The organism is Azospirillum palustre (assembly GCF_002573965.1).
In the GTDB taxonomy this organism is placed as follows: Bacteria; Pseudomonadota; Alphaproteobacteria; order Azospirillales; family Azospirillaceae; genus Azospirillum; species Azospirillum palustre.
Window position 1 is genome coordinate 737,064 of sequence record NZ_PDKW01000042.1, and the last position, 20,487, is coordinate 757,550.

General features: G+C 67.4%; 14 protein-coding genes and 1 pseudogene. 2 read left to right on the plus strand and 13 right to left on the minus strand.

The genetic code is table 11. From position 1 onward, the window contains the following. Positions 1-9: 9 nt before the first annotated feature. Positions 10-2,421 (minus strand): glycosyltransferase, encoded by a 2,412-nt coding sequence (locus CRT60_RS20810; protein WP_244592658.1) that lies wholly within the window; start codon positions 2,419-2,421, stop codon positions 10-12. A 469-nt stretch (positions 2,422-2,890) separates the two neighbouring features. Here CRT60_RS20810 and CRT60_RS37810 point away from each other — a divergent pair. Further along, positions 2,891-3,106 (plus strand): annotated as a pseudogene (locus CRT60_RS37810) (hypothetical protein); the annotation flags it as partial. A 147-nt stretch (positions 3,107-3,253) separates the two neighbouring features. Here the strand turns inward: CRT60_RS37810 and CRT60_RS20820 are convergent. Next, positions 3,254-3,811, minus strand: a complete 558-nt coding sequence (locus CRT60_RS20820) for an LbetaH domain-containing protein (RefSeq protein WP_204562039.1) — start codon at positions 3,809-3,811, stop codon at positions 3,254-3,256. Between the two features lie 376 nt (positions 3,812-4,187). Here CRT60_RS20820 and CRT60_RS20825 point away from each other — a divergent pair, with 376 nt between their 5' ends. Then, positions 4,188-5,225, plus strand: a complete 1,038-nt coding sequence (locus tag CRT60_RS20825; protein WP_244592659.1) for an ABC transporter substrate-binding protein — start codon at positions 4,188-4,190, stop codon at positions 5,223-5,225. A gap of 82 nt (positions 5,226-5,307) precedes the next feature. Here the strand turns inward: CRT60_RS20825 and CRT60_RS20830 are convergent, their stop codons facing one another. The 11 genes from CRT60_RS20830 to CRT60_RS20880 form a co-directional block, all read right to left on the minus strand. Further along, complete coding sequence (locus CRT60_RS20830; RefSeq protein WP_161958100.1) at positions 5,308-8,043, minus strand: PAS-domain containing protein; 2,736 nt, start codon at positions 8,041-8,043, stop codon at positions 5,308-5,310. Positions 8,044-8,148: 105 nt separating this feature from the next. Further along, entirely contained in the window at positions 8,149-9,228 is a 1,080-nt protein-coding gene (locus CRT60_RS20835) for an ABC transporter ATP-binding protein (protein ID WP_098738431.1), read from the minus strand. Beyond that, a complete protein-coding gene (locus tag CRT60_RS20840) occupies positions 9,225-11,414 on the minus strand; it encodes an ABC transporter permease (protein ID WP_098738432.1) in 2,190 nt (729 codons plus the stop codon). Before CRT60_RS20840 ends, CRT60_RS20835 begins: the two co-directional genes overlap by 4 nt. A 138-nt stretch (positions 11,415-11,552) precedes the next feature. After that, complete coding sequence (locus tag CRT60_RS20845; protein ID WP_244592660.1) at positions 11,553-12,602, minus strand: ABC transporter substrate-binding protein; 1,050 nt, start codon at positions 12,600-12,602, stop codon at positions 11,553-11,555. Positions 12,603-12,768: 166 nt separating this feature from the next. Next, positions 12,769-13,518: a response regulator gene (locus CRT60_RS20850; protein WP_098738434.1), complete on the minus strand. Its 750-nt coding sequence runs from the start codon at positions 13,516-13,518 to the stop codon at positions 12,769-12,771. Between the two features lie 50 nt (positions 13,519-13,568). Further along, the gene (locus CRT60_RS20855) at positions 13,569-14,486 is read right to left on the minus strand and encodes an NAD(P)-dependent oxidoreductase (RefSeq protein WP_098738435.1); all 918 of its coding nucleotides are present in this window, start codon (positions 14,484-14,486) and stop codon (positions 13,569-13,571) included. Positions 14,487-14,545: 59 nt separating this feature from the next. Beyond that, positions 14,546-16,438 carry a TRAP transporter large permease gene (locus CRT60_RS20860; protein WP_098738436.1) on the minus strand — a complete coding sequence of 631 codons (1,893 nt, stop codon included), beginning with the start codon at positions 16,436-16,438 and terminating at the stop codon, positions 14,546-14,548. Between the two features lie 178 nt (positions 16,439-16,616). Then, positions 16,617-17,657 carry a TRAP transporter substrate-binding protein gene (locus tag CRT60_RS20865; RefSeq protein ID WP_193548452.1) on the minus strand — a complete coding sequence of 347 codons (1,041 nt, stop codon included), beginning with the start codon at positions 17,655-17,657 and terminating at the stop codon, positions 16,617-16,619. Between the two features lie 95 nt (positions 17,658-17,752). Next, entirely contained in the window at positions 17,753-18,769 is a 1,017-nt protein-coding gene (locus tag CRT60_RS20870) for a transketolase family protein (protein ID WP_204562041.1), read from the minus strand. After that, on the minus strand, positions 18,766-19,623 hold the full coding sequence (locus CRT60_RS20875; protein ID WP_098738438.1) for a transketolase: 858 nt from the start codon (positions 19,621-19,623) through the stop codon (positions 18,766-18,768). Before CRT60_RS20875 ends, CRT60_RS20870 begins: the two co-directional genes overlap by 4 nt. A 25-nt stretch (positions 19,624-19,648) precedes the next feature. Next, positions 19,649-20,398 (minus strand): SDR family NAD(P)-dependent oxidoreductase, encoded by a 750-nt coding sequence (locus tag CRT60_RS20880; protein ID WP_098738439.1) that lies wholly within the window; start codon positions 20,396-20,398, stop codon positions 19,649-19,651. Between the last annotated feature and the right edge of the window lie 89 nt (positions 20,399-20,487).

Here is a 20,487-nt window from a genome sequence, read left to right on the forward strand (position 1 = left end):
ACCGCCGCGTCAATGGTCGGCATGGACGATCTTCACCGCCGGGAGCCCCCAACAGGTGATCCCCATGTCTTTCGCCATCGCGGCCAACCCTTCCGTCTCGATGTAGCCCCGATGGCTGTAGGGCGGGAAGCAAAGCCCCTCCCGATGCAGATCGGCCCGCACCAGCAGCGCCGTGCCGCCGACACCGTCTAGCGGCACGGCGTCCCTTTCCGGGAAGGAGTCGAGATAGCGGCGCCCGATGCCTCTCGGCGGTTGGAACAGGCCGTCGATCAGATGCTCCGGCCGCTCGCCGCCCGGCTCCAGAGCGAAGCTGTTGAGGTCGAAGGTGGTGCCGTTCGGCAGAACGCAATGCGGGGTCACGATGTCCCGTCCCGCCGCCAGCAGACGCCCCAGGAAATCGGGCGGATAGTGGATCAGGTCCGCATCCAGCCACAACACCCAGTCCTCGTCGGCAAGGGCGGCCTGGAGGAGGCGGTTTCGCGAACGGGCGAGGATCTCGCGGCGGGCACGCTGGACCGCCGGCAGCCAGCGCGGTCCCTCTGGATGGAATCCGTAATCCTGGCGCAGCAGGGTCACCCGGCGGTAGCGGCCGCGCAGGGCCGGCAGGCGTTCGGCCAGCCACGGATGGGTCCCATCCACGCTGTCGCTTTCCAGGAAACCGAGGGACAGGCAGCCGGGGTCATGGTCGAGCCGGTCGAGCAATTCCATGTAGCGAGGCAGATGGCTGCGCGCATTCTTGACCGGCGTCAGCACCAGGACCTTGGCGGTCCGCAATGCCCCGGTAGACATTGCGGGAGCCGTCGGGGCTTGGCCCGTCCGATCCGATGGGGGAAGGGGGTGGGACGCCGGACCTGGCCGGGACATCGCCGTGGCTTGCCGTCGGACTGCATCGATTGGCAGCCGCTTGGCCATTTCCCGCAGCACCGTCTCATAACGGTCGCCGGTGAAGCGGCAGGTGGCGATTTGCCAATGCTCCTCGAAATGCTCGGCGGCGAAGGTGTTGGCGCCATGGACGATGTAGGTGTAGAGCCGGGGCATATCCAGCCGGACCAGCCGTACGGTTTGCCGCAGCCGGTCCACCAGCGGCGTGTCCTCGCCACGCCGCAGGTGCGGATAGCGGGGCATCGCCGCCTTCTCGCACAGCAGAGACCCTTCCCAGTATCTTTCGCAGGAAACCGCAAGCTTTTGCCGGCCCGGCCACCAGATCATCCACCGCCCCAGCAGGCAGGCACGGGCATTGGTCCGCGCGAGGACCATGTGCTGGACCTCTAGCCGCATCGGGTCGTAGAGATCGTCATCGTCCCATTGACAGACATAGCGGCCCTTGGCGCTGTCGACCGCGATGTTGCGCAGTTCCCCGAGCGTCCGGCCCGGCCCGTCGACCCGGACAAGGCGGATGTCCGCTCTGCCGGCAATCCGGATCACGGCGTCCAGCGGGTCCTCCGGCCCGTCTCCATCGCGGGCGGCGGCGTCGCAGACGATGACCAGTTCCTTGTTCGGCCAGCTCTGCCGCGCGAAGCTGCCGATCGCCAGGGCCAGCATGTCCGCCCGCCCGCCATCCCCGCCCTTGGTGACCATGAGGCAGGAAATGAGCGGCGGATGATCGCCCGTGTCGCCCGCGGTCGCCGCGGAGCCGGCCGTCGGGGCGGCAGAACCGTCCGACACCACCGCGGTGACCCGATCCGGCAATCTCGGAGTGCGTTCGGCATCGCTGCGGAACCAAGTGCCTTCCCAATAGTGGATGGCGTAGGCGTCTCGCGTCGCCTGCTCCCAGAAGACGAGATCGAACAGCCGGCCGCTCCAGCAATCGTCCTTGGTGACCGGATAGAGCTGGTTCGGCGGCAGCACCGTCACCGCGGCCGCGGCTTCCGTTCCGCCCGGATGGGCGGCCTCGTAGGACGCATGGGCGCGGGTCAGCAGGAAAGGGCCGGTCGCATCGAGCAGATCCGCGCAGTGGCGCGCCTCGACCAGCCGGTTCAGCAGATGATCCCAGAAAGGGTGACCGGGAACGGATGCGAGGAAGGACGGACAGAGAATGCGGGAGAGGCCGCGTTCGACCGCCTTCGCCAAGCCATCATGCTCCTCCGGCTCCAGCCCGACGACGAAGCTCCGACCGTCCAGCAACCCCGTGATCGGGCGGAGGCATTCGAAATCGAGATCGGCGTACACCCCGCCGAACCGGCGCAGAATCAGGTAGCGCGCCAGATCGACCCGCGCGATCGGATCGGCGTAGCCGTGGAAAACCGGCAGCAGCGCCGGGTGCTCGGCCTCAACGAAACGCTCGATGTCATCGTCGGTCCAGAACCGATAGGCGAAGCCTGGATTGTGCTCGATCCAGCTTCGTTGAAGGGCCTGGAACTCGCTCGGAATCTCCCGGCTCTTCCAGGTCTGATGGATCACAGGCGGGATGACGGGGGCCAAGTCGCTCAAGTCCTTTTAGATATCGTCAAGGTGGAGCAGAAGGGAAACTCAGATCGACCGCGTTGGGCGAAATGGCTCAAGCCGGATTCTGAAATTTTCCCTATAAATCCAAAGCCAAAGACTGAATCGACACTTTAAATGAAGATTTATAATATATTCCAAAAAATGTATAATATAAAAATTGCCATCGATCTCATTTTTGATGTTCTTTCTCGGCATTTGATTCTGCCAACTGCGAGTCTTGATGATGGCTTGTGGGTATTTCTAGGATGTCATAGCCATATATTATATTGAGTCTGTAGGGAAAGCGTTTTGTGTTGGCTCTTCATCGGCTTGAACGGAACGGAATGACATGTCGCTGGGCGGCGCGGCAACGGGGCGAGAAGCTACAATATTGTTCTAAAACAGCTTTTTCGATTCCTGTCCGGACTGGGCCAGCTTCCCCTGCTCTTCGGAGTATCGTTTCACCAACAACCGGGAGTTCCTGGCCGACGCCGATGCTGTCGTCTTCCATCTGCCGCAATGCAACGAGATTGGGACGGTCCCCAAGCGCCGCGGTCAGATCTGGGTGGCCTGGTCGATGGAACGCCGTGGGCACACGCCAGTACGGAACGATCCTGCGATCATGCGCTTCTTCGATGTTCAGATGACCTTCGAGCGCTCCGCCGATGTCTGGTGCTCCTAACTGCCCAAGCGGGAGGAGTGGGAGCGACATCGCCGCTCTGCGAGCCGCCCGCGCACTCAACCCGAACGTGCCGGAGCGGCTGGACGCTCACCGCAGCCTGTCGCATTGCCCGAATGTTCAGTGCCTCCAGGGCCGCTTCACTTGGCGTCACGTCCGCTGTTTCGGATGGAAGAAGGACTGAGGGCGCAGAGGGGCTTCGTTGAACAGGCCGAAAGCCTGAATGACCATTCCGGTCGGTACGGTGAGGTCGCGGGCGACGCCGCTGCCCTTGAGGACGCCGCCCCGCCGGTCCGGGTCCGGGTCACGGTGGCTGCCGCCGGCCTGGAGTCTGCAATTCTGCATCCGGATCGCGCCGAGGATCTGGGCACCGTCACCGATGTGGTTGTCGAGTGCGAGCGAACCGGCGCCAAGCAGCCGGACGCGGCTGCCGATCTCGATCAGGCCGTCGGGATGATCGGCCTTGATGGTGAAGCCACCCTCTTCGCCGATTTCGGTGTCGGCACCGATCGTCACCCGTGCGCCGGCAGCGACGATGCGTGTGCCGGGAAAGAGCCGGGTGCCGCTGCCGACCGTCACCTCGCCGCCCCCCGTCGCCTGAATGATCGTGCCGGGCCAGAGCGTGACGCCGGCCGCCAGGGTGACGCCCGGCGATACCAGGGTCGAAAACGGATCGAGCACCAGAACACCGTCGTCGGCGAGTGCCATCACCGCCTCGACGGGCAGGAAACCGGCGCATCCACGCGCCCGGTTGGCGGCGGCGACGAGGGAGTCACTCAAGGTCGCCGGCCTCCGCACGCCTCGATCCGGGCAGAGCCGGGAGCCTTCGGTTAACAGTGTTTCGCCGATTTCGCATAACGGTGACATCCGCCATTCATTCGGCCCTTGTATGAACAATCGGAAACAATGGTGCCGGCAAACAATGCGCCATGCACAAATACGGGGGCGGTCGAAGGAACAGGGAAAGTTGCCTTTGCCCCTCCTCGCCATTGATATCAGCCTTTCCCTGAAGTTCCAAAGCTTTTGGGCGACGCGATATCGTCAGAGAAAACAAGAACACAAGTTCACTCGGAGGATTCCTCTCATGGTTGGTGCGGTTGCCAAGATGAAGTTTGCCGGTGTCGGCATCGGTGCGCTGGTTGCGCTTGCCGCGATCCCGGCTTATGCGCAGGGAAGCGTCACCGTCATGTGCGGTGTGCAGGAGGAATGGTGCAAGGCCATGGTTGTCGCCTTCGAGAAGAAGACCGGCATCGGCGTCGCCATGACCCGCAAGAGCGCCGGCGAGGCTCTGGCCCAGATCCGCGCCGAGGCGGCCAATCCGAAAATCGACATTTGGTGGGGCAGCTCGGGCGATCCGCATCTCCAGGCGGCCGAGGAAGGCCTGACCGTTGCCTACGAGAGCGGGCAGATGAAGGACCTGCAATCCTGGGCGGAGAGCCAGTACAAGCAGTCGCAGGGACGCAGCGTCGGCATCTATGCCGGTGCGCTCGGCTTCGTCTACAACACCGAGATGCTTGCCAAGCGGGGCATCCAGCCGCCGAAATGCTGGGCCGACCTGCTGCGCCCGGAATTCAAGGGCGAGATCCAGATGCCCAACCCCAATTCGTCGGGGGGAGCCTATACCGCGGTGGCGACCTTGGTGCAGATCTTCGGGGAGGATGCCGGCTTCGATTATCTGAAGAAGCTGAACGAGAGCGTCAACCAGTACACCAAGTCCGGGGCCGCACCCGCGGCGGCGGTGGCGCGGGGCGAGACGCTGGTCGGCATCTCCTGGGTCAACGACAGCGTCATCCAGAAGGTGAACAAATTCCCGGTCGAGATCTCCACCCCCTGCGAGGGAACCGGCTACGAGATCGGTTCGATGAGCATCCTGAAGGGCGCCAAGAACCTTGAGGCGGCCAAGAAGTTCTACGATTTCGCCCTGACGCCGGAAGCCCAGGATTACGGTGCCACCAACTTCCAGATGACGCCGTCCAACAAGCGGTCGGTGCTGCCGCCCGACGCACCGAAATTCGAGGATGTCCGGCTGATCGACTATAATTTCCAGAAATACGGCATGGTCGAGGAGCGCAAGCGGCTGCTGGGCCGTTGGGATGCCGAGATCAAGTCCGCAGCCAACTGAGCAGGCGGACCGGCTTCGACGGGCCCGCTTCCCCCCATGCCGGGGGAAGCGGGCTTTTCCGTTTTCGGGAACCTGTTCGGCGTCAGGCCTGTCCCGGCAGGGCCGAAATCTCCGCCCGGCCGCGGGCCGCGGGCGGGACACCGCCCAGGACGTTGCGGATCTGGGCGGCCAGCAGGGGCTTCTGGTAGGGCTTTTGAATGAAGTGGATGTCGAGCGGCAGACTGGCGCTTTCCACCAGGAAGTCCCGTGCATAGCCGGAGCAGAAAAGGGTCTGGAGCGTCGGTTGCCGGATTTTGGCGACGGCGACCAGGGCGGGGCCGTTCATGCCGCCGGTGAGGATGACGTCGGTGAACAGGAGATCGAACGCCGTCCCCTCCAGCAGGAGCAGCGCCTCTTCCGCCGAGGCCGCCGGCACCGCCCGGTAGCCCAGCGCCGCCAGCATGTCGACCGTGGTCGTGCGGACTGCGGGATCGTCCTCCACCACCAGGATGCGTTCGGGGCCGCCTTCGACCGGGCCGGGGTCGCGCGGCAGGACCAGTGTTTCCGGTAGCATCCGGGCGCGCGGGAAGGCCATGGCCACCAGCGTGCCGACGCCGGCCTCGCTCTGGATGTCGACCTTGCCGCCCGACTGGCGGACGAAGCCGTAGACCATCGACAGGCCGAGCCCGCTGCCCCGCCCGAAGCGCTTGGTGGTGAAGAAGGGCTCGAAGACGCGCGACAGCACGGCGGGCGGCATGCCGCTGCCGTCGTCGCGGACCGACAGGACGATGGCGTCGCTCCCATCCTGTCTGGAATCCTGCGTGGCGGCTTCGGTGGCGATGACGATGGTGCCGCCATCGGGCATGGCGTCGCGGGCATTGACGACGAGATTGAGCAGGGCGTTCTCCAACTGGCCGGGATCGACCAGGGCGGGAGGCAGCCCCGGCGTCAGCGCCGTCTTTAGGACGATGCCGCCGCCCAGCCCATAGGCCAGCAGGTCGAGCATGCCCTCCACCAGTTCGTTCAGGTCGACCGCCTGCGGCTGCAATGCCTGCTGCCGCGAGAAGGCCAGCAGCCGCTGGATCGTCGTGGCGCCGCGTTCCGCGGCGTCGAGCGCCCGCAGCGCCTTGCCGCGCACCGGGTCCTGCTCCGGCGACTCGTCGTGGATCATCTGCAGATTGCCCATGATCGCGGCGAGCAGGTTGTTGAAGTCGTGGGCGATGCCGCCGGTCAACTGGCCGACCGCCTCCATCTTCAGAGCGTGACGCAGCTGCTTTTCGATGTCCTTGCGTTCGGTCAGGTCGGAATAGGTGGTGATGAAGCCGCCGGACGGCATCGGGCTGCTGTGCAGTTCCACCACCCGGCCATCGGGGAAGTGATGCTCGCAGCGGACCGCCTGTTCCGTCCGCAGCCGGGTCAGCGCGTCGAGATCGACGCTGCTGCCGTCGAGCATGCGGATGCCGACCCCGCGCCGCAGCAGGCTGCGTTGCAGTTCCGCCAGCTCGCGGCCGGCGACCTCGGCTGGGGTGAAGCCGTTGAGGTCGAGGAAGCGCGGATTCCAGGTGACCAGCCGGCCATTCTCGTCGAACACCGATAGCCCGTCGTTCATGTTGACGAACACGGCTTCCAGCATGCGGGAGTTCTCGCCCAGCTTGCGGGCCAGTGCGTCGCGCTCCGCGACATTCTCCTTGAAGACGCTGAAGGCGCGGGCGAGGTCGCCGATCTCGTCGGGCCGGCCGGTGGCGGGGACGCTGACCAGCCGGTCGCCGCCGGCCAGCGCCGACATCGCCCGCGTCACCGCGCGCAGGTTGCCGGCAACGTCGCGCATGACATAGACCGCCGCGGCGATGGCGGCGAGCGCGCACAGGGCACCCAAGGCGAGGATGCTGGCCTTGCCAGACGACAGGGCGGAGAAGGTCGCGTCGCCCCGGCTGCGCGCCGCCGTCTGCATCGTGCTGGTGACGCTCTCGACCTCGCGGTTCAGCTGGACCGACAGGGTGTTGGCGGCGGCGACCAGGAACCGGCTGCGCTGTTCGATGCCGAGCTGGCGGGTGCGGATGTCGAAGACGGCCGACTGGGTGTCCAGCACGGTCAGAAGCTGATCGAGCGAGGGGGCCATGATCGCCAGCGCCGGAGCCGTGGTGTCGATTGCCCGCAGGCTCTGCCGGTCGGCATCGAAGCCGCTGTACCAGCGGATGAGGTCGGTCGGGCTGGTGGTCGTCAGGGCGGCGGAGACGGCGTCGCGCGTGCGGTCTGCCAGCCGCAGGACAGAGAAGGGCAGGGGCGGCGCCCCGGTTCCCTCAAGGCCGGGAAAGCCGGGATGCTCGAAGGTCCTGGCCGCGGCCCCGGCCAGCGTTTCGCCGAGGATGCGTTGGTGTTCCAGCCCGAGCCGGATCGCCGACGCCTCCGCCCGCACGGCGATGGCCTCGCCGGTGACGTCCATCAGGTTGCGCAAGGTGCCGTCGAGCCGGCCGGCGAGGCGAACCAGCGACGGCACGTCGGACGGGACATGCAGCGAAGCACGCTCCAGCCCCGGCAGGCGGTTGACCAGCCCGGTCAGGTCGGCGAGCTTGAGTTCGAGCTGGCTGCGCTCCTCGTCCAGGCTGGGCGTCGCCTCGATGGCCGCGATGAAGGGCGCGCGGGCGGCCAAGCCGGTGCTCAGCTCCGCCATCCGCATCGCCAGCGCGATGTTGCCCAACCCCTCGCGCTGGAGGGAGAGCAGGGCGCGTTCCGTCTCCCCCAGCCCGAACCAGCCGACCCCGCCGACCGCCGTCGTCAGGACCACCATGGCTCCGAAGGCGGCGAGCAGCCGGCCGCGAACACTAACGGGGGACAGCATGCGTCTGACCATCGGGTTGGAGGCTAGCGCCGGCCGCCCCGCCGGCGCCAGCGGTAAAAGCGGCGGCCGGCGCGAACGGGGCGGTAGGAGACGGGGCGGAGGGCCTCAGCGTGCGACGGCGGCGATGCCGTCGCCGGTGAAGGTCGCGAGCGCGCTGGCCCCCGCCGGCACCGGATTGGCGACGTTCGGATCGACCACGAACAGGTCGCCGAACTCGCTGACCAGCCCATACTCCATGTGCGAGCCGAGATAGGTCGCCTTGCGGACCGTGACCGGGATGCCGTCTCCGCCGCTCTCGCCGGCCGACACGGTGCGCAGGCGGATCGCGTTCGGCCGGACAGCCAGCAGCACCTCGCCGGCCGGCAGTCCCGGATCGGGGACCGACAGCGTCATCCGGCCGAGTGCCACCGTGGCCATGCCGCCGCTGCGCCCCACCAGTTCGCCGTCGATCAGGTTGGCACCGCCGATGAAGTCGGCGACGAAGCGGTTCTTCGGCCGGCGGTACAGCTCGTCCGGCGTGCCGGTCTGGGCGATCACCGATCTGTTCATCACGATGATCCGGTCGGAGACGGCCAGCGCCTCCTCCTGGTCGTGGGTGACGTAGACGGAGGTCAGCCCGAGCTTCTGCTGAAGCTCGCGGATGTCGTCGCGCATCTTGCGGCGCAGCTTGGCGTCGAGGTTGGACAGCGGCTCGTCGAACAGCAGCACCTCCGGCTCCAGCACCAGGGCGCGGGCGACGGCGACGCGCTGCTGCTGGCCGCCGGACAGCTCGCTCGGCAGGCGCTGGCCGTAGCCGCCGAGCCCGACCAGTTCCAGCCCCTCTGCCGCCTTGGCGGCGGCGTCGCGCTTGCGCACGCCGCTGACCACCAGCCCGTAGGCGACGTTGTCGGCCACGCTCATGTGCGGGAACAGGGCGTAGGACTGGAACACCATGGTGACGTTGCGGTCGGTCGCCGACAGCCGGGTGACGTCCTTGCCGCCGATCAGGATGGTTCCGCTGCTCGCCATCTCCAGCCCGGCGATCATGCGCAGCGTGGTGGTCTTGCCGCAGCCGGACGGCCCCAGCAGGGTGACGAGGGTGCCCTGATCGATGGTGAAGCTGACGTTGTCCACCGCCGCCGTGTTGCCGTAGCGGCGGCTGACGTTGCGGAACTCGACGCCCGCGGGCTTGCTGGCGATGCTCATACCGGCTTCTCCTGAAGCGTGACGGGGGTGGCGGTGCGGCGGCCGATGCGGCGCTCGCCGACAAGCAGCTGGATGAGGGCGATGACGATCGACATCAGGACGATCAGGGCCGAGCTGTAGGCGATGGCGAGGCCGAAATCGCCCTGCTCGACACGGCCAACGATGTAGGCGGTGGCCAGCTCGTATTTCGGACTGACCAGGAAGATCACCGCGCTGATCGAGGTGATGGCCCGGACGAAGCTGTAGACCAGCGAGGCAACGATGGCCGGGCGCAGCAGCGGCAGGATGACCCGGCGGATCGTCTGCACGCTGCCGGCCCCCAGCGTCAGCGAGCATTCGTCGAGGCTGCGGTCGATCTGCGACATGGCGGCGACGCCGGCGCGGATGCTGACCGGCATGTTCCGGAAGACGAAGCAGACGATCAGGATGGTGACGGTGCCGGTCAGCTCGATCGGCGGCTGGTTGAAGGCGAGGATGTAGCTGATGCCGATCACCGTGCCGGGGATGGCGAAGCTCAGCATCGTCAGGAACTCGAAGGCGCCCTGGCCTTTGAAGCGCTGGCGCACCAGCAGATAGGCGGTCAGCAGACCGACGGCGGCGGTCAGCGGCGCCGACAGGGCGGCGACCTCGAGGGTCGTGAACAGCGAGCCCCAGGCCCGTCCGGACCAGATCAGCCCGCCCGGACCCCAGCTGAGGTCGAAGGCCGCCAGATAATGGCGCAGCGTCAGGCTGTTGTTGCGGCCCCAGTTCTCGGTGAAGCCGCCGAACAGGATCAGGCCGTAGAGCACGAAGGTGAAGGCGGCCCAGGGCAGGGCGGTGGCATAGGCGGCGATCTTGATGCCGCGCGGAAGCTGCGACGGGATGCCGTTGTCGCCCTTGCCGCCGACCGTCGCGTAGGACTTCTTGCCGAGCCATTGCCGCTGCACCCAGAAGGCGCCGAGGCACATGCAGAGCAGGATGATGCCGAGTGCGGCGGCACGGCCGGGGTCGTTCTGGGCGCCGACGACCGCGAAATAGATCTTGGTCGACAGCACTTCGAAATTGCCGCCGAGGATCAGCGGGTTGCCGAAGTCGGCCAGGCTCTCGATGAAGCTGATCAGGAAGGCGTTGGCGACGCCGGGACGCATCAGCGGCCAGGTGACGGTGCGGAAGGTGACCCAGCGGCTCGCCCGCAGGGTCTGCGCGGCTTCCTCCAGCGAAGGGCCGATGCCCTGCACGACGCCGATCATCACCAGGAAGGAAATCGGCGTGAAGGCCAGCGTCTGGGTCAGCAGCACGCCGGGGAGCCCGTAGATCCAGCGCGAGACCGGGATGCCGAACCAGTCGGCCAGCACCAGCGTGACGGTGCCGTTGCGCCCGAACAGCAGGATCACGGCAAGGCTGATGACGAAGGGCGGCGTGATGATCGGCAGCACGGTCAGAACGCGCAGCAGCTTCTTGGCGCGGAAGCCGGTGCGCACCGCCACCAGGGCGAAGGCCAGCCCGAGCAGGGTCGTCGCGATGCCGGTCATCACCGCCAGGAAGACGCTGTTCCACACCACCCCGCAGGCTTTCGCCTCGGTCAGACAGGACAGGCGCCAGATGTCGGGGGCGGTGAGCCGTGACCACAGCGCCGCAGCCGAGAAGGCGCCTGTTCCGGTGTCGCCGGCTCCGCTCAGCACATAGCCGACCGGCAGGAAGACGAAGGCGGCGATGGCCGCCAGCACCAGCCCGATGGCGCCTGCCGTGAAGCGGTCGCCCTTCATGAAGCCCAGACCGGCGAAGCCGTTGGTCATCAGGAACAGGAAGGACAGCGCGGTCAGCGCCGCCCCGGCGCCGAAGCCGCCCTGGCCGAGCGGCAGCGGGCCGAACAGCGCGCCGAGCCAACCCCAAGCCCAGCCGTTGAGGCCGATGGCGAAGCCCTGTGCGGCGGTCCAGGCCAGCCCGAAGGCTCCGCTCGCCAGCAGGATCGCCGGTTGCCGGGCGTGGAGCCGGGGCAGGGCGGTGGCGACGAGTGCCAGGATCAGCGGCAGGGCGGCGGGCAGGAGCCACCAGCGCCCGTTGGTCAGCCCGTCGATCAGGGCGGAGCCGGCCGGGCCTGGGGACGGCGGTGCAAGTTCTGGTTGGGTGCCGCTGCCGGCGAACCAGGGCAGCAGGGCGAAGCCCACCCACCCCAGCGCCAGCCAGACTGCTGAACGAGGACGCATCACTTCACCTGCGAATTTTTGCGATCCGGGCATGACCGCCCCTTCCCTCCCCCCTTTGACGGGGGAGGGGGGCGACGGATGTCCTGATCGATGGGAAAGACCGTAGGCGGTTACGCTGCAACCGCTGTTCGGCAGCCGTTACTTGGCGACGGCCTTGATCTCGGCGTCCCAGCGCGACAGCAGGCGCTTGCGCTCTTCGGCGGTGCCGAATTTCTGGAAGTTGTAGTCGATCATGCGGATCGCCTCCAGCTTCGGCGCTTCCGGCGGGATCGCCGCCTTGCGGTTGGACGGCATCTGGAACTGCTTGGTCTCGGCGCCGGTGGCCTGGCCTTCCGGCGACAGGGCGAACTCGTAGAAGGCCTTGGCGGTGTCGAGGTTCTTCGTGCCCTTGATGATGCTGACCGAGCCGATCTCGTAGCCGGTGCCCTCGCAGGGGGCGGCGACATCGACCGGGAAGCCGTTCACCTTCTGATTGATGCCGTCATGCATGAAGATGATGCCGACCAGCGTTTCGCTGCGCGCGACGGCGGCGGCCGGGGCGCTGCCCGACTTGGTGTACTGGTTGACGTTGTCGTTCAGTTTCTTCAGGTAATCGAACGCCCCATCCTCGCCCAGAACCTGGACCAGGGTGGCCAGCGCCGTGTAGGCGGTGCCCGACGCGTTGGGGTTCGCGATCTGGATCTCTTCCTTGAATTCCGGACGCAGCAGGTCGGCCCAGCATTTCGGCGCGCTGATCTTGCGCTTGGCCAGAAGCTCGGTGTTGTAGACGAAGCCGAGCGCACCGGCATAGATGCCGACGCTGCGCCCCTGCGACTGCTTGTACTGGCTCTGCGCCCAGGGCTGGAGGTCCGCGAACTGCGGGCTTTCGTAGGCCATCGTCAGCCCTTCCTCGGCCGCCTGCAGATGCGGGTCGCCGGGTCCGCCCCACCAGACGTCGGTCTTCGGGTTGGCGGACTCGGCGCGGATCTGCGCCAGCGCCTCACCGGCGCTCTTGCGGCTCATGGCGACGGCGGTGCCGGTCTTCTTCTCGAAGGCGACGGCAATCGCCTTGCACCATTCCTCCTGCACGCCGCAGAGAACGGTGAGCGGGCCTTGCGCCTTGGCCGGGGTCGCCGTCAGGGCGATCACGGAGCCGGCCGCCAGGATGCCGAGGCCGAGCGACTTGATCCAGTAGCCAGCGGATGTCACGGAACACTCCTCCCTTGGAGTTCGGGTTGATTTTTGACGATTGCACATTTGTTCGCTTCCCCAGCGTAAGCGGCCAGGGTGAACGGCGAATGTCACGCTTCAAGGGAGTGGCTGTAACTTTGTTAACAGAAGCCCGGCTGTGGGGGATGGCTGCTCAGTGGCCCGGTCAGTGGCCGAACGCCTCGATGTCGCAGTCGAAGACATATCCCAGACCGCGCTCGGTGCGGATCAGCCAGGGCTGCTGCGGGTTGCGCTCGATCTTGCGGCGCAGGCGCAGGATCAGCACGTCGATGGTCCGGTCGAAGACGTCGTCCCGGTCATGGTGGGTCAGGTCGAGGATCTGGTTGCGGCTGAGCACCCGGCCATGGGCGCGGACCAGGGCCACCAGCAGGTCGAACTCGGCCACCGTCAGCGGCACCGGCTTGCCCGCCGGGTCGAACAGCCGCCGCCCGTCCTCGTCCAGGGTGAAGCCGGCGAAGCGGTAGCCGCGCTTACAGGGAGCCGGGACGGGAACGCTCTCGCGGGCGGTGCGGCGCAGGACCGCCTTCACCCGCGCGATGAATTCGCGGTTGTTGAACGGCTTCACGATGTAGTCGTCGGCGCCGACCTCCAGCCCCATGATGCGGTCGATGTCGTCGCCGCGGCCGGTCAGCATGATGATCGGGACATCCATCGTGCCCCGCACCTGGGCGGCGATGGAGATGCCGTCGCGGTCGGGCAACCGCAGGTCGAGAACGATCAGGTCGAGCCGTCCGGCACCGAGCACGGTCATCAGCGTCGCCGCGTCGGGGCAGCGGACCGTCTCGTACCCTTCCCCGGAAAGTAGGTCGGCGACCATCTGGAGGACCGCCGGATCGTCGTCGACGATCCCGATCGTCAGACGCCTGCCGCCATTCGGTGACGTGTTCGATGACATCCTGCCCGCCCGCTGATGAGGGCGCAGGATCGCATTCCTTTCCGCCAGGATCAACCGGTCTGGCCGGTATTTCCAATCGGTTCCGCAGCCTGGCCTGTTCCGTTGAGCGCGTGGTAGCTGCGGATCACCTGGCTGTCGTCCATCGCCCCCTCTCCGCGGCCGGAGGTGGCGAGAAACATTTGATGGGCGACGGCCGCCAGCGGCAAGGCCGCTTTGGTGTCGCGGCCGGCCTCCAGCACGATGCCGAGATCCTTGACGAAGATGTCGACGGCGCTGGTGATGCCGGGGTCGGCCTGCAACATGCGCGGACCGCGGTCCTTCAGCATCCAGCTCGACGCCGCGGAACCGCTCATGATCTCCAGCAGGATGTCGAGATCGACGCCGACCTTGGCGGCGAGCGCGAAGGCTTCGGCGACCACGGCGATGTGGACGCCGCACAGCAGCTGGTTGACGGTCTTCACCGTGGCGCCTTGGCCCGGCCGCTCGCCGACATGGAAGACCTTGTCCCCCATCGCCGCCAGCACCGGGCGCAGCCGTTCCACCACCGCGGCCGGTGCCGCCGCCATGATCGACAGGGTGCCGGCGACCGCACCCACCACCCCGCCGGACACCGGCGCGTCGACGAAGCGGCGGCCCGCCGCCTCCACCCGCGCCGCCAGGGCGGCCACCGCTCCCGGCGGGCAGGTCGCCATCAGGATCACCGCCGATCCGTCCGGCAAGGCCTCCAGCGCGCCGTCGGCGAACAGCGCCTGCTCGGCCTGGGCGGCATTCACCACCATCAGCACCAGCGCATCGGCACCGGCCGCCGCCGCCGCCGCGCTGGCCGCCGGCCGGGCGCCGCGCGCCGCCAGGGCGGCGACGCTGTCGCCGCGGACATCGAAGCCTTGCACGGCGAAGCCCTTGGCCAGCAGGTTGTTCGCCATGGGCATTCCCATGGACCCGAGGCCGATGAATCCGACAATCGTCATTGTCCGGTGTCCTTGGATGCGGAGACTGTGAAGGGGAGAGAGGCCGGTGCCGGAGCGGGTCAGCCGAGGAAGCCGATCGACACCCAGGGGAACGCCGCGACGACGATCAGCCCGACTGCCAGCGCCGCCAGATATCCCAGGATGGGCTTCATGCCTTCGTCCGGGCTGATGCGGCTGATGGCGCAGGCGGCGTAATAGCCCACACCGAAGGGCGGGGCGAACAGGCCGATGCCCATCGCCAGGATGACGATCATCGCATAATGGACCTCATGCACGCCGATCTGACGGGCGATGGGGAACAGCAACGGGCCGAACAGCACGATGGCGGGGATACCCTCCAGCACGCTGCCCAGGATGATGAAGGCGACGATGGACACCGCGATGAACACCGGCACGCCGCCGGGCAGGTCGCGCATGGCCGTCGCCAGGGTATTGGAGAAGCCGGACTGGGTGAGCGCCCAGGCCATGCCGGTAGCCGCACCGATGATCAGCAGGATGGCGCCGGACAGGGCCGCGGTATCGACCAGCATCGGATAGATGCGGCGCCAGTCGAACTGGCGGTAGACCAGCAGCCCGGCGATCACGGCATAGACGATGCCGATGGTCGACACCTCGGTCGCGGTCGCGACACCTTCGATCACCGCGGCGCGGATGATGAAAGGCAGGGCGATGGCGGGCATGGCGATCAGGAACGCCTTGCCGATCTCGCCCCGGCTGGCGCGGCGGACATGGGACAGGTCCTCGTCGCGATAGCGCCACCAGACCAGCCCGCCAAGCGCTACCCCCAGCACGATGCCGGGCAGCAATCCGCCGGTGAACAGGGCGGCGATGGACACGCCGGTGACCGACCCGATGGTGATCAGGACCAGCGAGGGCGGAATGGTTTCGGTCTGGGCGCCGGTGGCGGACAGCAGGGCGACCAGATCGCCGGGCTTGGCGCCGCGCGCCTTCATCTCGGGGAACAGCACCGGCGCCACCGCCGCCATGTCCGCCGCCTTGGAGCCCGAGATGCCGGACACCAGATACATGGCACCGATCAGCACATAGGACAGGCCGCCGCGGACATGGCCGAGCAGGCTGGCGAGGAAGCCGACCATGGCGCGGGCCATGCCGGTCATCTCGATCAACTGGCCGAGAAAGACGAACAGCGGCACCGACAGCAGGATCAGATGGCTCATCCCCTCGTCCATGCGGCCGACCATGACGATGGCCGGGGTCGAGGTGGCGAGCGACAGATAGCCGAAGGTGGCGAGCCCGAAGGAAAAGGCGATGGGCAGGCCGAGGAACACCATCACGCCGACGCCGACGACGAAGAACAGCAGCAGGTTGAGGTTGCCGAGCCCGGCGAAGACCGGACCGGCCAGCACCGCCGCACCGATGGTCGTGACCACCGCCAGCGCCGCCCACAGCACGTCGGCGGCGCGGCCGACACGGGCCAGCCGCAGCAGGGCGACCGAGATCATCAGGACGATGCCGACCGGCAGCGCCGAGGCGCGCCAGGAATTGGCGATGTCGAGAGCCGGGGTGGTGACCCACACCTCCTCCGACGCGAATTCATAGGCGGGTTCGGCCATCAGCAGCAGGAAGGCCAGCGCCGCCGTCATGGCGAGCACGTCGAGGAAGGCCTGGGCGCGCGGTCCCAGCATGCCGACCAGCGCCGTCATCCGCATATGCTCGCCCCGGCGCAACGCCACGACGGAGCCGAACATGGCGAGCCAGAGGAACAGGATGGAGGCCAGCTCGTCAGACCAGATGATCGGGCTGTGAAGCAGATAGCGCCAGATGACGCCGACCAGCAGCACGCCGACCTCGGCGAGCACCAGCAGCGCCGCCGGAAGTTCGACGAGGAGGCCGATGCCCCGGTCGAGCTGGCCGAGCCAGCGGGCTTGGCTGCCGGACGGCTGCCCGGAACCGTGAGCGACGGACGTCGCCGCATTGATGGGAGTGTTCATGAGGCCAGCCCTTCGGAAGGACGATCGGTGGACGGGACGGCCGACCTGGACCCGCCGCCCGTGAAGCCGGCGCCATTCGGACCGGGTTCAGAGCGGGGGGGCGGGTCGGCCGGGTCGCAATCGACGGCAGTCTCAATGGACGGCAGTCTCAGTCTGGACGGTCTCAGCCCGGACGGTCTCAGCCGAGCTTGCCGGACACCTTCTCCAGCAGTTCCCAGGCGGTCGCGCCGTACTTGTCCTTCCACTCCTGATAGAAGCTGGTCGAGGACAGCGCCTTGCGGAACGGCTCGCGGTCGACGGTGTGGAAGGTCAGCCCCTTGGCGGCCAGATCCTTCTGGAGGCTGTCGTTCAGGGCGGCGATGTCGGCGCGCTGGTCGTCGGCCGAGCGGTCCAGTTCGCGGCCGACGATCCCCTGGACATCGGCCGGCAGCTTGGCGAAGGCCCGCTTGTTGCCCAGCACCCAGTAGCCGTCCCAGACATGGCCGGTCAGGCTGCAGGTCTTCTGCACCTCGTACAGGCGGGCGGTGGCGATGATCGCCAGCGGGTTTTCCTGCCCCTCCACCACCACGGTCTGGAGCGCCGAATACAGCTCGTTGAAATTGATCGGGGCGGGAGCGGCGCCGATGGCCTTGAACAGCGAGGTCAAGGCCGGCGCCGGCGGCACCCGCATCTTGAAGCCCTTGATGTCGTCGGCGGTCTTGATGACGCGGGTGGAGGAGGTGACGTGGCGGAAGCCGTTGTCCCAGATCTTGCCGAGCGTCATGATCGGGGTCTTGGCGATCTCGGCACGGATGTGCTTGCCAAGATCGCCGTCCATCGCCTGCCAGACGGCGTTGTAGTCGTTGAAGGCGAAGCCCATGCTGGTGATGCCGGACACCGGGACGAAGGTGGCGAGGATCAGCGAGCTGAGATTGAAGATCTCGACCCCGCCGTTGCGCACCTGACCCAGCAGGTCGGTGTCGCTGCCCAGCTGGTTGGCCGGGAACAGCTTGATGTCCAGCCTGCCGGAAGTCGCCTCGCGGATGCGGTCGATCGCTTCCTGGGCGCGGATGTTGACCGGATGGGTCGGGTCCTGGCCGGTGGCGTACTTGAACTGGAACTCGGCGGCGTCCGCCGGGTATTTCAGGATCGTGACCAGCGGCATGGCGCCGACGGCGGCCAGAACGGCGCGGCGGCTGGGGCGGAAGGAGGTCGCGCGGAAGGGCGGCATCTTGAGCATGGTTTCCTCTCCGGAGGTCTATGATTGGTTTTTTGGGGTTTGGCCTTTTAGGGCGGCGACAGCGGGGAGGCGTCCTCCCCGCGTCCCGAAGGCCCTTACAGCCAGCCCTTGATGCTGGCCGCCATCGCATCGGTGGAGATGCCGTAGAGGTCGTGCAGGGTCGGCAGGGCGCCGGCCTTCAGGAACTCGTCGGGCAGGCCGATCTGGCGGAAGACCGGGGTGACGCCGGCGCGCAGCAGGGTGCCGGCCACCGCCTCGCCCAGCCCGCCGATGACGGTGTGGTTCTCCGCCACCACCACCATGCGGCCGGTGCGGGCCGCCTCGCGCAGGATGGTCCCGGTGTCGAGCGGCTTGATGGTGGGGACGTGCAGCACGGCGACGCCGATCCTGTCGGCCTCCAGCCGCTGCGCCACCTCCAGCGCCCGCATCGTCATGATGCCGGACGAGATGACCAGCACGTCGGCGCCGTCGCGCAGCAGCTTGGCCTTACCGAGTTCGAATTTATAGTCGTACTCGTCCAGCACCAGCGGGACGTTGCCGCGCAGCAGGCGCATATAGACCGGGCCGTTGTGGGCGGCCATGGCGGGCACCACCTGCTCGATCTCGTGCGCATCGCAGGGGTCGATCACCACCATGTTCGGCATGGCGCGGAACAGCGCCAGATCCTCGGCCGCCTGATGGCTCGGGCCATAGCCGGAGGTCAGGCCCGGCAGGGCGCAGGCGATCTTGACGTTGCGGTTCTCCTCCGCAATCGTCTGGTGGACGAAGTCGTAGGCGCGGCGCGAGGCGAAGACGGCGTAGGTGGTGACGAAGGGCATCATGCCCTCATGCGCCATGCCCGACGCCGCCCCCATCAGCAGCTGTTCGGCCATCCCCATCTGATAGAAGCGGTCCGGGAAGGCCTGGGCGAAGATGTGCAGGTCGGTGTATTTGGCGAGATCGGCGGTCATGCCGACGATCTCCGGCCGCTGCTTCGCCAGCTCGACCAGCGTATGGCCGAAGGGGGCCGGTTTCGTCCGCTGCCCCTCCGCCGCGATGGAGGCGATCATGGCGGAGGTCTTCAGGCGCGGCTTGGCGGCGTTGGAGCCGGGGGTGGTGGCGGCGGTGCTCATGCGGTTCTCCCGGCGTCGAGCGCGTCCAGCGCCAGCTGCCATTCGTGCGCGTCGACGCGGATGAAGTGGTTCTTTTCGCGGGCTTCGAGGAAGGGCACGCCCTTGCCCATCTTGGTGTCGCAGACGATTATCCGCGGCTTGGGCTCCGGGTAGGACTTCGCGGCGTCGAAGGCGGCGACCACCGCGTCCATGTCGTTGCCATCGACCCGCTGGACGAACCAGCCGAAGGCCTCCAGCTTGTCGACCAGCGGCTCGAACGCCATCACCTGGGTCGACGGGCCGTCGGCCTGCTGGTTGTTGACGTCGACCATGGCGATCAGATTGTCGAGCTTGTAGTGGGCGGCCGACATGATGGCCTCCCAAACCGAGCCCTCGTCCAGCTCGCCGTCGGAGAACAGGGTGTAGACGCGGCTGGCGGAGTTCTTGCGCTTCAGCCCGAGCCCGATGCCGACCGCGATGCCGAGGCCGAGGCCGAGCGACCCGCCCGACATCTCCATGCCCGGCGTGTAGGCGGCCATGCCCGACATCGGCAGGCGGCTGTCGTCGCTGCCGTAGGTTTCCAGCTCTTCGGCCGGGACGATGCCGGCCTCGATCAGGGCGGCGTAGAGCGCGATGGCGTAATGGCCGTTGGACAGCAGGAAGCGGTCGCGCCCCTCCCAGTGCGGGTCCTCGGGCCGGTAGGTCATGGCGTGGAAGTAGGAGACCGCCAGCACGTCGGCGATGTCCAGCGCCTGCCCGATATAGCCCTGGCCCTGCACCTCGCCCATCAGCAGGGCGTTGCGGCGGATGCGGTAGGCGCGTTCGGCCAGCGGCACATTGTGCCCCAGCGGGGTGGAGTCGATTGCGGTGTCCACGGGAGGTGTCTCCAGCATTTCGGGATCAGTGGATCAGCATGCCGCCGTTGACGTCGAGCGTGGCGCCGGTGACGTAGGAGGACAGCTCGGACGCCAGGAACAGGCAGGAGCGGGCCACATCGTCGGCGTCGCCCAGGCGGTTCAGCGGAATGCCCTTGAGGATTTCCGTCCGCAGTTCCGGGGTCAGCTTGTCGCCGGTGATGTCGGTCTGGATCAGGCCGGGCGTGACCGAGTTGACGCGGACATTGTCCGGCCCCAGTTCGCGCGCCATCGCCTTGGCCAGCCCCAGCACGCCGGCCTTGGCCGCGCTGTAATGCGGGCCGCCGAAGATGCCGCCGCCGCGCTGCGCCGACACCGACGAGATGCAGACGATGGAGCCGGACTTGCGCTCCCGCATGTGGGGGACGACCGCCTGGCTCATGTAGAGCGTGCCGCGCAGGCTGACGTCGGTCACCGCCTCGTAATTCTTCGGGCCGATGTCCATGAACTTCAGCGGCTGGGTGATGCCGGCGTTGTTGACCAGCACGTCGATGCGGCCGAACTCCTCCACCACGCGGTTGGCGGCGGCGAAGCAGGCGTCGCGGTCGGTCACGTCGCAGGCCAAGCCGCGATGCGCCTCGCCCAGTTCGGCGGCGGCTTCGGCAGCCTGGGCGGCGTCGAGATCCAGGATGATCGCGCGCCCGCCATGCAGCGCGAAGAGCTTGGCGGTCGCCCGGCCGATGCCGCGGCGCGACGCCGCCCCGGTGATCACACAGACCTTGTTGGACAGCAGCATGGTCGCTTCCTCTTCTCGAAGCAGGCTCCGCCGTGGCGGCCATGCGGGTGCCGCGACGGAGCATCGGATTTGTTGGGAGTTTTGTCGGG

Bases quoted from the DNA above. Each gene is read 5' to 3' on its own strand.
- CRT60_RS20820 (WP_204562039.1), bottom strand. From the start codon at position 3,811: ATGGCACTCGCCGACGACGGTGTTCTGGTGCTCGATCCGTTTTCGACC.
- CRT60_RS20825 (WP_244592659.1), top strand. From the start codon at position 4,188: ATGGTTGGTGCGGTTGCCAAGATGAAGTTTGCCGGTGTCGGCATCGGT.
- CRT60_RS20830 (WP_161958100.1), bottom strand. From the start codon at position 8,043: ATGCTGTCCCCCGTTAGTGTTCGCGGCCGGCTGCTCGCCGCCTTCGGA.
- CRT60_RS20835 (WP_098738431.1), bottom strand. From the start codon at position 9,228: ATGAGCATCGCCAGCAAGCCCGCGGGCGTCGAGTTCCGCAACGTCAGC.
- CRT60_RS20840 (WP_098738432.1), bottom strand. From the start codon at position 11,414: ATGCGTCCTCGTTCAGCAGTCTGGCTGGCGCTGGGGTGGGTGGGCTTC.
- CRT60_RS20850 (WP_098738434.1), bottom strand. From the start codon at position 13,518: ATGTCATCGAACACGTCACCGAATGGCGGCAGGCGTCTGACGATCGGG.
- CRT60_RS20855 (WP_098738435.1), bottom strand. From the start codon at position 14,486: ATGACGATTGTCGGATTCATCGGCCTCGGGTCCATGGGAATGCCCATG.
- CRT60_RS20860 (WP_098738436.1), bottom strand. From the start codon at position 16,438: ATGAACACTCCCATCAATGCGGCGACGTCCGTCGCTCACGGTTCCGGG.
- CRT60_RS20865 (WP_193548452.1), bottom strand. From the start codon at position 17,657: ATGCTCAAGATGCCGCCCTTCCGCGCGACCTCCTTCCGCCCCAGCCGC.
- CRT60_RS20870 (WP_204562041.1), bottom strand. From the start codon at position 18,769: ATGAGCACCGCCGCCACCACCCCCGGCTCCAACGCCGCCAAGCCGCGC.
- CRT60_RS20880 (WP_098738439.1), bottom strand. From the start codon at position 20,398: ATGCTGCTGTCCAACAAGGTCTGTGTGATCACCGGGGCGGCGTCGCGC.